Below are 12,164 nucleotides of genomic sequence, written 5' to 3'. Positions count from 1 at the left end.
TTTTAGTTTAAAGTCTTAGGTTTAAAGTTTAATGTTGATCAACTTTAAACATGAAACAAAAGAAACAAAATTTTAAATCAAAGATAATTTATTCTACTTTCGTAAAATGAATTTACTTCGAAAATTACTGTTTCCGTTTGCCATATTATATGGTTTGATAACAAGTATTCGTAATTTTCTTTTCGATAAAGGTATTTTAAAATCGTACTCTTTTGCTTTGCCTATTATTGCTGTCGGGAATCTTAGCGTTGGTGGAACCGGAAAAACACCACAAATCGAATATTTGATTCGGTTGCTTTCGGATAAATATAAAATTGCCACATTAAGTAGAGGGTATAAAAGACAGTCTAAAGGTTTTATTTTGGCGGAAGCCAATTCAAATGCCGCAACTATTGGTGATGAACCATTTCAATTTTTTCAAAAATTTCCATCGATACAAGTGGCAGTTGATGCCGATAGAAAGAACGGGATAGAACAATTGCTTTCGCAAACAGAAAAACCAGAAATTATCTTGCTTGATGATGCTTTTCAACATCGAAAAGTAAAAGCGGGTTTTTATATTTTATTGACATCCTACAGCGATTTGTATTCGGATGATTGGATGTTGCCAACCGGAAATTTACGCGAAAGCAGGAGCGGAGCAAATAGAGCGAACGTGATTATTGTAACCAAATGTCCTTTTAATCTTTCATTTGAGGAACAGGATGACATTAAAAAGAGACTGAAACTTTTGAAAAGCCAAGAATTATACTTTACTTTTATAGCATACGATGATTGTATTTATGGAGAAAACCGAAAGATAAAGGTTGATGAAATTCAACATGCTGCTAAAGTATTGGTAGCAGGAATTGCAAAACCGGAACCGTTTTTTTCCTATTTGCAAAACTCTAATGATGTCTGTTTGTCTTTTCCAGACCATCATAATTTTACCGATAAAGACATTTTAGAAATTAAAAATTTAGCTCAAAACAATATTATTATCACTACCGAAAAAGATTATGTACGGTTAAAAGGAAGTTTGCCAAGCGAACAACTTTTTTATTTACCAATACAAAGTTCTTTCGTTTCGGGTCCCGATTCCGAGGCGTCGGAACGGAGTGAAAATTTTAATAAAACAATTTTAGATTATGTGGGAACAAGTTCAAGAAACAGTTAGTTATATTAAGGAAAGAATTGATTTTACTCCAGAATACGGTGTAATCTTAGGTTCAGGATTAGGGAGTTTTACGGATGAAATGAAAGTAGCATATACGTTGCCGTACAATGAAATCCCAAATTTCCCGGTATCAACAGTGCAAGGACACAAAGGCGCATTGGTTTTTGGAACAATAGGAGACAAGAAAGTTGTTGCTATGCAAGGACGTTTTCATTTTTATGAAGGCTATTCAATGACAGAAGTTACTTTCCCGGTAAGAGTTATGAAGTTTTTAGGTGTTGAAAAATTGGTAGTTTCAAATGCATCAGGTGGTGTAAATCCAAGTTATAAAGTAGGTTCTATTGTTATGATTACGGATCATATAAATATGACGCCTGAGCATCCTTTGCGAGGTAAAAATGATGAACGTTTTGGACCACGCTTTGTAAATATGAGCGAACCATATTCGAGAAATATGATTGCCAAAGCAACTGAATTAGCCAAAGGACTAAACATTACCGTTCATGAAGGAATTTATTTGGGCTTGCAAGGTCCAACTTTTGAAACGTTGGCTGAATACAAAATGGTAAAAATTCTGGGCGCTGATTGTGTGGGAATGTCAACCGTTCCCGAAGTAATTGTAGCGCGTCACATGGATATGGAAACTTTTGGAATTTCGGTAATTACCGATATGGGTAACGAAGAAAGTATTGGAACAATCTCGCATGACGAAGTTTTGGAAGCAGCTAAAGAGGCGGAACCAAAAGTGAGAAGCCTAATAAAGGAATTGATTCTGAATTATTAAATCTAAATATATTCAGCAATGGTAGTGTAAAATTCTTCTGGTATGAACGGTTTAGTAATTACATCGTTCATGCCAAATGATAATAGCATCTCACGATTTTCATGCAGTGATATTGCGGTAAGCGCAATTATCGGAGTGCTACTATCAAATTTCCGAATCGTTTTTGTAGCAATAGTTCCGTTGATGCCGGGTAAATGCACGTCCATAAGAACCAAATCAAATTTATTTTTGCGTACTAAATCAATAGCATCTTCACCATTATCAATAACCTCACAAATTATTTGTTTATTCAGAAGCATTTTTTTGGTAATCATTTGATTGATTTTGTTATCCTCCACCAACAGTATTTTTTTGTTCAATAACTTAGAATCGTAGTCAATTTTTGGCGTTGGTTCTGCCGTTAGGAGTTGTTCGCTAATTTTAAACGCTAATGCAAATGAGAAGGTGGAGCCTTGGCCCACGATACTTGAAAGTTCTATTTGTCCGCCAAGAATTTGAGTTAATTTTTTTACAATCGTTAATCCCAGACCCGTACCGCCGTATTTTCTATTGACTTCAATGGATCCTTGAGAAAAACTGTCAAAAACGCTTATTAATTTGTCTTCTGGTATTCCGATTCCAGTATCTGTTACTTCAAAATATAATGTCGCCGTTGGATGGTCTAAATTTTCGAGTCTTGCAATGATACTGACATTACCATTTTTAGTAAACTTTAGCGCATTATTGATCAAATTTAATATGATCTGTGAGAGTTTAGTTGGATCTCCAATTAAGTAATCAGGAATCGCAGGGTCAATTTCAAGTATAAAGTTATTGTTGTTGACAAAAGCCAGTTCCTTCAACGAATTTTGAATGTCAGTCAAAAGCTGTTTTACGTTAAAACTGGTATATTCTATTTCGATGTTATGAGACTCAATTTTATTTATTTCTAAAATTTCATTGATGAATTTCGTCAAATAATCTCCAGAAAATTTTAACGAAGACAAATAATCCATTTGGGTTTTCTTAGGATTTTCTTCTAGTAGTAAATGAGTAATTCCGTTGATGGCATTTAGTGGCGTTCGGAGTTCGTGACTAACTGTCGAAAGGAATTCGGATCTTGCTCTAGATGCTTTTTCGGCTTTATCTTTTGCAATTTCTAATTCTTTATTTTTTTCTCTCAGTAACAAATTAGACTGATTACGGATGATATTATTTTTGTATAAAGATAAACTTAATAGTGATAAAATAGAAATCAACGCAATAGCAAGTATACTAATCAGTTTTGAAAACTTGCTTGCTTTTTCTTGCTCTTTGTTTTGATTATCGGTTTGTATAATTTCCTTTAAACGTTCGGATTCTTTGAATTTGGTGTAATCATCAATGCCTAGTCTCTCGTTATTTAAAATTGCAATTCGTTCTTTTAAATTGAGATGTTGTTTTAAATAGGAATAGGCATTATTCTTATCCAGCATTTTTTCGTAAACGTTGCTTAAGGCAAGTAAAATATTAGATTTTTGTTCCAGATTATCGGCTTTACTGTTTAGGTCTAATGCTTTATTAAGATAGTTCAAAGCTAAATTATTCCTATTTTTTAGGGCTTCAATGCTTCCTGTTTGATATAAAGCTTCCGCTTTAGTATTTGATAAATTAGGATTGTCAGGCTTTGCAATTATTGTCTTAAAAACCGATAATGCTAAATCTAATTTATTTTTAGATTTATAAATTATTCCTCTTTGCAGGGTAAGTAATTCAGCTGTATCTGGAAATTTTAATAGAGTTTGAATGGTTTTGGCCTCATGGAAGTACATTGCGGATCTATCAAAATTTTGTTTTGCCATGTAACATAAACCCATGTAGTAGTATGTGCCCGCTTCATTGTGACTCGGGTTTAAGTCTGTATATAAATCAGAACTTTTTCGCAATGATTTAATGGCATCATCATTTTTTTTTAAATCGTGGTACAGTTTTCCAAGATTAAAGTGCTGAACTGCCTGATCTTGAATATTTTTATTTTTTTCTGCGAAAAGTATCGCTTTTTGGGTATATAATAATGCGTCCTTATAATTGTTATTTTGGATATTAGAGTTGCTCAAACTGCTGTAATACGCAGTACTGTCTGTTTTCTCACTTGGTTGAGAATACAAGATTACAGTAAAAAAAAGTACAAAAACGAAAAAATATTTCATTTGTAACTGATTTTTTATTGGTTGTTTTTCATATTGGTCAAAAGAATTAAATCAATTATTCTTGAGGAATATCCTATCTCATTATCATACCAACCTACCACTTTTACCATTTTATCGATAACTGAAGTGAGTTGTGCATCAAATATACATGAATTTTTATTGCCAATCACATCAACGGAAACAATAGGGTCTTCGGTATAATCCAAAATCCCTTTTAAATTTGTTTGTGCGGCAATTTTGAAAGCTGCGTTAATCTCATCAATGGTCACCGCACGTTTTACATTGAAAGTAATATCAGTCAAAGAACCATCAGGAACGGGCACTCGTATACCACAACCACCAATTTTACCTTCGAACTGTGGAAATATTTTTGTCAATGCTTTTGCTGCACCTGTTGTTGTAGGAACAATAGATTGACTTGCCCCGCGAGCTCTGCGCAAATCTTTATGCGGTTGATCATGCAAACTTTGGTCTGTGGTGTAGGAGTGAATAGTCGTAATATAGGCTTGTTCTATACCACAAAGTTCATTGATTACTTTAATCATTGGGGCTGCATTATTCGTCGTGCAACTAGCATTCGAAATAATAGTTTCCGAGCCATCCAATATAAAATCATTTACGCCAAGTACTACCGTTTTTATAGTGTCGACTTCTGCTGGTGCAGAAAGAATCACTTTTTTGGCGCCAGCAATAATATGAGAATTCAATTCTTCAAAAGTCTTGTATTTCCCGGTAGATTCCACAACGTAATCAATGTCCAGACTTTTCCAATCCAGATTTGAAATATTTTTTTCATGAAAAAATAAAAAATGTTTTTCATCTACCAGAATTCCTTTCTCATCATCGCTGACTGCAAATGGTAAAACACCGTGAATACTATCGTATTTTACTAAATGTGCCATTGTTTTTTTATCAGCAATATCATTTATGGCAACCACTTGTATGGAGGGATGGTTTAAAAGTAATCGGAATAAATTCCTACCGATTCTTCCAAAACCATTTATGGCAATTCTTGTTTTCAATATTTTTTTGTTTAAAGTTTCAGGTTTAAAGTTGCTTAACTTGAAACTTTAAACCTGAAATATTTTTTTAAAGAATATGTTTTTGTGCTTTGTAAGAGGAACGAACTAATGGCCCACTTTCTACGTGGCGGAAACCTAATTCCAAACCAAATTGCTCGTATTTCGCAAATTGTTCCGGTGTTATGAATTCTTTTACCGGTAAATGTTTTTTACTTGGTTGTAAGTATTGACCTATCGTAACAATATCAACATTGGCTTCACGCAAATCACGCATCGTTTGGTACACTTCCTCTTCTTGTTCTCCAAGACCAAGCATAATTCCCGACTTTGTTCTATTGATTCCTTTTTCTTTCAGGTAGCGCAATACTTCCAGACTTCGGTCGTATTTTGCCTGAATTCGTACTTCGCGCGTTAATCTGCGTACCGTTTCTACATTGTGCGAAACCACTTCCGGATTGGCTTCTACGATACGGTCGATGTTTCTTTCAATTCCTTGAAAATCTGGAATCAACGTTTCAAGAGTCGTATTTGGGTTCATTCTACGAATGGCTTTCACGGTTTCGATCCAAATAATAGAACCACCATCTTTCAAGTCATCTCTGTCAACGCTTGTAATTACGGCATGTTTGATGTTCATGATTTTGATAGAACGTGCCACTTTTTCAGGCTCATCCCAATCTACCGTTTCTGGTCGTCCGGTTTTTACACCACAAAAACCGCAAGAACGCGTACATACATTTCCTAAAATCATGAATGTAGCCGTTCCTTCGCCCCAGCATTCACCCATATTTGGGCAGCTTCCGGACGTACAAATCGTGTTCAAACTATATTTATCAACCAAGCCGCGCAGCTCAGTGTATTTTTGGCCTATTGGGAGTTTTACCTTAAGCCATTTCGGTTTTCCTACAGGTAAAGTATTTTCTAAAACAGTTTCCATATATCAATTTTTCGAAGTGCAAAGATAATGAAAGTTGCTTGAAGATTTCGACTGTATTAGTTTTGTTTGATTATTTTATGATTTGGTTAAACCAAAAAAGTGATTTGTATAAAAAAAGACCTCTTTTCAAGAGGTTTATGTTGAGAGATACAGCTGTATTCATGTTTCCATGAATACAAATAATTTATTTTTACGAATGTATGTATAAACTAATTAATTGAAAATGAGGTATTTAATTAAAAATTTTGTTAAATTTGATAGGAATCTTAAATTATATAATCATGGAAACAAATTTAGTAGATATTCTGAAAGGATATGTTACCCCAGATGTTATTTCGAAAGCCAGTACAATGTTAAACGAATCAGAAAGTGGTGTTTATAAAGGTGTTTCAGCTGCTATACCAACATTGTTGATTGGATTAGTCTATAAATCAAATGATTCTAGTACAATGCAAAGCGTTATGAATTTAATAAATGATACAAGTGTACATTCTGGCGATGTTTTGTCAAATCTTCCTTCTTTATTGGTAGGGTATGAAAATACGACTGCCTTAAATACGGGTTCTAAATTAATGGCTTTGTTGTTCAAGAATAAGCAGTCAGATACCTCAGAAGTTATTGCACGGACTTCATCCATAAAAGAGTCTTCCGCAGCTTCTTTACTAGGAATGGCAGCTCCTTTAGTGTTGAGTTATTTTGCAAAATCAGGAATGACATTAAACAGTTTAAAGAGTTTATTGTCTTCGCAAAAAGAGAACATTCTTTCCGCAGCTCCGTCAGGCTTGAATTTCGGTGTTGGAAGCACAATTCACAATGATAGCAGAGGGAAAATCCATGACGTTAGAAAAGCAGAAACTTCCTCCGCAAAATGGTTAATTCCATTATTGCTAGTGGGAGCAGGGCTTTTTGCATTATTTTTTTTCAGTAAAGGTTGTAATAGGAAAGAAGTAACACCAGTTGTCCCTACAGAAACGGTAGACACGGTAGCCAAGAAAATGGATGCAGCAGTAAATGAAACTCAAAATGCTCTAGGGAATTTTTTTAGGTTTAAATTGCCAAACGGAATTGAATTAAATGTACCTGAATTTGGAATCGAAAACAGATTGAATACATGGTTGACGGACAAAACGAAAGTCGTGGACAAAACAACTTGGTTCAATTTTGACCGTTTGTTGTTTGATACCGGAAAAGCAACTTTGCGACCGGAATCACAAGAACAACTGAAAAATATGGCCGAAATTCTAAAAGCCTATCCAGCGGTTGAACTCAAAATAGGAGGTTATACCGATAATGTTGGAGATCCAACTTTCAATTTGAAGCTTTCTGGCGATCGAGCAAAATCAGTTAAAGATGAGATGATAAAAATGGGTATTGCCAAAGAGCGTTTGGAATCAGAAGGATATGGACAACAATTTCCGGTTGCTTCAAATGATACCGAAGAAGGAAAAGCTAAAAATAGAAGAATTGCGGTGAGGGTTACCAAAAAATGAAGTACATGTTGTTCCATATAATTTTGGAACGAATTATATCTAATCTAATGGAATAAAACAAAAGCAGAATCGTTTGATTCTGCTTTTGTTTTGAGATTAATTCATCTGTACATTAATGGGAAGGTTATACGCAGTTCGCACTGGTTTTCCGGCAATCATTCCCGGCGACCATTTTGTTTTCAAGGATTTCAATACGCGAACAGCTTCTTTCCCCAAACCATAACCAGGATCTTTTTTTACCTGAATGTCAGTCATGCTGCCGTCCCTTTCAATTACGAAAGAAACATACACTCGAATCGAACCGCTGCCATCAATTTCTTGTTTTTCAAAATTGTTACCAACATAACTATAGAATTTATTAATTCCGCCAGGAAATTCAGGTAGTTTATCTAATGATAAGCTATTGACAATAGTATTTCCTGAATCCACAATTGGTATTGCAGTCTCCGTTCCAACTCCCGATGTAGAGGTTGGATTAATTCCTACGGTTCCTGTTCCCTCTGTAATTGTGTTTGTCACACTGGTATTATCGGTGTTTTTAGCAATGTCTTGATCAGCTTGTGACGCTTGTGTAATTATAGGGTTAACAAGTTGGGCACTTTCAACAGCTGTTTCTGGATTTTGTTTTTTGATTTCGGGCAAAACTTGTTTTTGGGTTTCCAAAATCTGGTTTGGTACAATATCCGATAATTGAACTACTGTTTTAGAAAAATCAGGTATTATGGCTGTAACATCATTGTTCGGACTAAAATGACTAATTAATGTTGGTAGACTAAAAAGCGAGGCTAATAGAAGTATTCCCATAAACAGTGCTCTTAAAGAAGTTTTAGTGGCTTCTTGTCGCAACTGATACGCTCCATATTCTTTGTTTCTGTCTTGAAAAACTAGGTTGATCCAACCGGTTTCGTAAATGCTTAATTTTGACATAATTTATGGATTTAAAGGTTAAGTAGTAATTAAATCATAAGCAAAAGATGTTTTTATTTCACAACATATAAAATAGGAATTGTAGTATATAAACTTAGTATTTATTTTTCATTAAATTGATTTTATGTTTATTTATTTAACTAAAAGAGTAAATAATTATTAGCTATGTTGATTTTAGGTGATATTATCAATAAAAAAAGCGCATCCAAGTTAATGAATGCGCTTTGCAAATGTGTAAATGTTTTATAAATTGGATTTAGAAAGCATATTTAAATCCAATTTGTATTTGAAATGGATTTCCTGAAAGCGAAGGAAGTCCTGCATTATTTACTCTGTAATTAAATTGTTGTCTGGTGCTGTCAAATCCAGGAACTGCAGCTGTTGTTCCTGATGCGGGTGTTCCTAAAGCATATAAAGACTGACTTCCCAACGATTTATTTACACCCCATTCTTTGTTTAATAAATTGGCAACATTAAATACATCTGCTGTAAATTCCACGAATTGTTTTTTGTCTAGCGCAATCTTTTTGCTGATTCTGACATCAACAAGACCATAAAAGTCATTTATTCCGCCGTTTCTCTCGGCAATTTTACCAGAGTATTTAGTGATATAGTCTTTCAAACTTTGGCTGGCAGCCGGATTATCAAGTATGGTTTGTAATCCTGTTTTTATATTTTGGGGAACTGCAGGATTATTAATGTCAAATATATACGCTAAATCATTGGATGAAGTGACAAAATCGGCATTTGTATTTCCTCCTGACAATAAACTGTAGCGTGTACCGCCAATACCAGAATAACGAACACCAACACTGAAACCATAAAAAGTTGGCAACGTTCCATAAAACACCACTTTATGACGGAAATGATTATCAGAATAACTCATTTTGCTCAAGTCTCTTGGATCATCTTCTACCGGTAAAACTAAAGTTGCTGTATTGGCTACGTTTCCGTTAAATGAAGTATTGTCTTTGGTATCATTCAAGGTATAACTGGCAGATATTTCACCATCTTTAAAATAGCGATACGTAGCATCTACCACCATTGCAAATTGATTGACTTTACCTTCGCTGTTTAATTCTAAAACACGGCCTAATTTATTGCTGATACGCCCTTGCATCCAGTCTCCAGCACCATTTGCAGGCATTGAACTTGCTGGAACGTAAACGCCACGATTGCCTTCATTTGCCAAAGTGAAAAATGGATTCGCAACCATATTGCGGTCTACATAAACATAGTTATTGCGTCCTAAAGTAGCATAACCTGCAATCCCTGCTTTCAATTTATCAGTGAAAAAATGCGAGTAAGATGCATTTGCTTTATAGACAACTGGAACTTTAGCATCCGTTCCAGTGAAATTGATAGTAGGTAATTGGAACGCATCCAAAGTTGGAATACTAGCATAATTATTTCGATAATCAATGAAATTTGGCAACGGAACATTTGGAGATCTCACATCAACAGTCGCAGTGTGATTTCCATCAAAATATAAGTTATTGATGACCGCATAATTATTTAAATCAGAAGCAAAAATTCCAGCTCCAAAGCGAATATAATCTTTGTGGTTCTCATTTACATCCCAAGACAATTGCACTCTTGGTTGAAGAATTGCTGACCGAAGTTTATTATCCGTACGAATAGCCAATTCATCAAAAACTAATTGATTAAAGTTGGCTGTTGGATATTTAGCATAATCAAATCGCAAACCTACAGTCAGGTCCAATCCCATACCAATTTTAGTTTGCAACTGACCATAAATTCCAGCGTTTAAAATGTTTGAAATCACAGTAGGATCAGCTACTAAAGGTACTTCTCTGTAGTAACGGTAGGGTGTTTGATTGTTGAAATTTGCAACACTGTTAAAATGAAAACGACCATTTACCTCGCTGCCATATAATGATTTTGCATTGGTTTGCATTAAATCAAAACCAAAAGTGTATTTCACTTTGTCCGTGTTATAGTAGATGTTATCAACAATTTGAAAAACATTATTGGTGAATTTTTCCTGCGCAAATCGATGTCCACCAATTTGGATGTTTGTGGTTCTCACTGCTCCATTAATAGTTGAAGCCACATTTTCTACAATAGCACGTGGGATATTGTAAGAAGGCAATTGATCGCCCGGATTACTGTCCTGAAAAGTGTATAAATGTTGTACTTTCAGTTCATTTGTAACTTTTGCATTGACTTTTGTTCGCAAAGAAGCTAAAATACTGTTGTCAATATTTAAATCATCACCAAATGATTCATATAGATTGATGGTCGTATTATCTTGTAGTCCTAGTTTATTGTTGTCGTAAGTAAAATTATTACGGACAGTCAATAAATTATTACTGTTAATTTGCCAGTCTATACGAGCGAAAGCAGCATCCGAATTCCTTTTTTTATCAAATGTTCCGTATTGTGGCGAGTCTGAAACACCATATTTATTGCGGGCTATGGTCACAAAATTATCTAATGTCGCTCTTGTAACATTGAAACGCAATTCGTCCTCTGGGGATTGAACATCAGCGATGATCAAGGGACGCGAATCTTGTTGGTGGTCCCAAGCTATAAAAAAATGTAATTTATCTTTAATGATTGGTCCGCCAAGAGTGAAACCATATTGGGACGTAGAAAAATCATTTTGGCGTCTGTTTCCTCTAATATCGTACGGACTTGACAGCCAGTCTGCACGATTATAAGCAAACATGCTTCCTGTAAATTCATTTGTTCCTGATTTAGTCACCGCACTTACTGTTCCTCCACCGCTTCGACCGTAACTTACGTCATATTGGTTGGTAACAACCTTGAATTCTCTCACGGCTTCAATGGAAATCGAGTACGGTGCACCGCTTCGACTGGTTGTAGATCCTGCGGAAGTTGGATTTTTGGCGTTCATTCCATCCAATGTGTAATTTGTAGAGGAAGCTAGTTGTCCTGAAATATTTCCGCCTCTGGTTAAAGGAGACAAATCCATTAAGCTAGTAAAATTTCTTCCGTTGACCGGTAACGCGTTAATTAGTTGTGCCGTTACAGCTGTAGCTGCCCCTAAATTTCCGGTTTTGTTTTTCAAACCTCGTCCTACAACTTCAACTACTTCTAAGTTTTGAATGTCGTCCTGCATCAGAATTTCGATATTTATTAAATCCCCTTGATTTAATGTGTAACCGGAACGCTGTTGTTCTCCAAAACCTAAGGCTTTAACGCTGATGGTATACGGTCCGCCTAAAGGAAGTTCTTTGAAGGTAAAAACACCTTTGAAATTAGATAATGAATTGGTTTTAAATCCTGTTGATTCATTTCGGATTTGAACTGTTGCATCTTTAAGAGGCTCTGAATTATTGCCTAAAACAATACCTGAAATAGAGGCTTGAGTTGTTTGGGCAAAATTTGTAGTGCCAACAAAAACAGTCAGTACCATCGTTAATAAAAATAATTGGAGTTGTTTCATGAATACTATTTTTTTGTTTTTTAGTGCTCACAAAGGAATTGACTAATCGAAAAAAGGCTGTTATTTTAACAATAACTGTAGAATACTTTTGTGTTAATGAAACCTTAAAAACCGAGTATTAAAACGACTTTTTTTAAGATATTGTTAACCAAATATGACCAAGAAGGATCGAATTTCTTTAGGTAAAATAGTCTTAATTTAATCCTTTCTTAATGTTTGATTCTTGCGGTTCATCTATTTTTACTAC

At 34.9% G+C, this 12,164-nt stretch carries 8 protein-coding genes; 3 read left to right on the top strand and 5 right to left on the bottom strand.

Going from position 1 to position 12,164, the window contains the following annotated elements; translation table 11 throughout:
- The first annotated feature begins 106 nt into the window (after positions 1-106).
- Positions 107-1,156: a tetraacyldisaccharide 4'-kinase gene (gene lpxK, locus DR871_RS11545; RefSeq protein ID WP_113666422.1), complete on the top strand. Its 1,050-nt coding sequence runs from the start codon at positions 107-109 to the stop codon at positions 1,154-1,156.
- Positions 1,128-1,940: a purine-nucleoside phosphorylase gene (locus tag DR871_RS11540; protein WP_113666421.1), complete on the top strand. Its 813-nt coding sequence runs from the start codon at positions 1,128-1,130 to the stop codon at positions 1,938-1,940. The genes lpxK and DR871_RS11540 overlap by 29 nt, the downstream gene beginning before the upstream one ends.
- A gap of 2 nt (positions 1,941-1,942) precedes the next feature.
- On the opposite strand, the gene DR871_RS11535 is transcribed toward DR871_RS11540, so the two are convergent.
- From DR871_RS11535 to lipA, 3 genes are all read right to left on the bottom strand, one after another.
- Entirely contained in the window at positions 1,943-4,108 is a 2,166-nt protein-coding gene (locus DR871_RS11535; RefSeq protein WP_113666420.1) for a tetratricopeptide repeat-containing hybrid sensor histidine kinase/response regulator, read from the bottom strand.
- A gap of 14 nt (positions 4,109-4,122) precedes the next feature.
- A complete protein-coding gene (gene gap / locus DR871_RS11530) occupies positions 4,123-5,130 on the bottom strand; it encodes a type I glyceraldehyde-3-phosphate dehydrogenase (protein ID WP_113666419.1) in 1,008 nt (335 codons plus the stop codon).
- A 67-nt stretch (positions 5,131-5,197) separates the two neighbouring features.
- A complete protein-coding gene (lipA, locus tag DR871_RS11525) occupies positions 5,198-6,067 on the bottom strand; it encodes a lipoyl synthase (RefSeq protein WP_091171698.1) in 870 nt (289 codons plus the stop codon).
- Positions 6,068-6,348: 281 nt separating this feature from the next.
- On the opposite strand from lipA, the gene DR871_RS11520 reads away from it, so the two are divergent.
- Entirely contained in the window at positions 6,349-7,557 is a 1,209-nt protein-coding gene (locus DR871_RS11520) for a DUF937 domain-containing protein (RefSeq protein ID WP_165355330.1), read from the top strand.
- A 96-nt stretch (positions 7,558-7,653) separates the two neighbouring features.
- Here the strand turns inward: DR871_RS11520 and DR871_RS11515 are convergent, their stop codons facing one another.
- Together DR871_RS11515 and DR871_RS11510 are read right to left on the bottom strand one after the other, a co-directional pair.
- A complete protein-coding gene (locus DR871_RS11515) occupies positions 7,654-8,484 on the bottom strand; it encodes an energy transducer TonB (RefSeq protein WP_113666418.1) in 831 nt (276 codons plus the stop codon).
- Between the two features lie 256 nt (positions 8,485-8,740).
- Complete coding sequence (locus tag DR871_RS11510) at positions 8,741-11,917, bottom strand: TonB-dependent receptor (protein WP_113666417.1); 3,177 nt, start codon at positions 11,915-11,917, stop codon at positions 8,741-8,743.
- Positions 11,918-12,164 lie beyond the last annotated feature (247 nt).

Source organism: Flavobacterium petrolei, assembly GCF_003314435.2.
In the GTDB taxonomy this organism is placed as follows: Bacteria; Bacteroidota; Bacteroidia; order Flavobacteriales; family Flavobacteriaceae; genus Flavobacterium; species Flavobacterium petrolei.
The sequence above is the reverse complement of the archived record's forward strand: the minus strand, read 5'-3'. Positions and strand labels throughout refer to the sequence as shown.

Coding starts and splice junctions, on each gene's coding strand:
- lpxK (WP_113666422.1), top strand. CDS start 107: ATGAATTTACTTCGAAAATTACTGTTTCCGTTTGCCATATTATATGGT.
- DR871_RS11540 (WP_113666421.1), top strand. CDS start 1,128: ATGTGGGAACAAGTTCAAGAAACAGTTAGTTATATTAAGGAAAGAATT.
- DR871_RS11535 (WP_113666420.1), bottom strand. CDS start 4,108: ATGAAATATTTTTTCGTTTTTGTACTTTTTTTTACTGTAATCTTGTAT.
- lipA (WP_091171698.1), bottom strand. CDS start 6,067: ATGGAAACTGTTTTAGAAAATACTTTACCTGTAGGAAAACCGAAATGG.
- DR871_RS11520 (WP_165355330.1), top strand. CDS start 6,349: ATGGAAACAAATTTAGTAGATATTCTGAAAGGATATGTTACCCCAGAT.
- DR871_RS11515 (WP_113666418.1), bottom strand. CDS start 8,484: ATGTCAAAATTAAGCATTTACGAAACCGGTTGGATCAACCTAGTTTTT.
- DR871_RS11510 (WP_113666417.1), bottom strand. CDS start 11,917: ATGAAACAACTCCAATTATTTTTATTAACGATGGTACTGACTGTTTTT.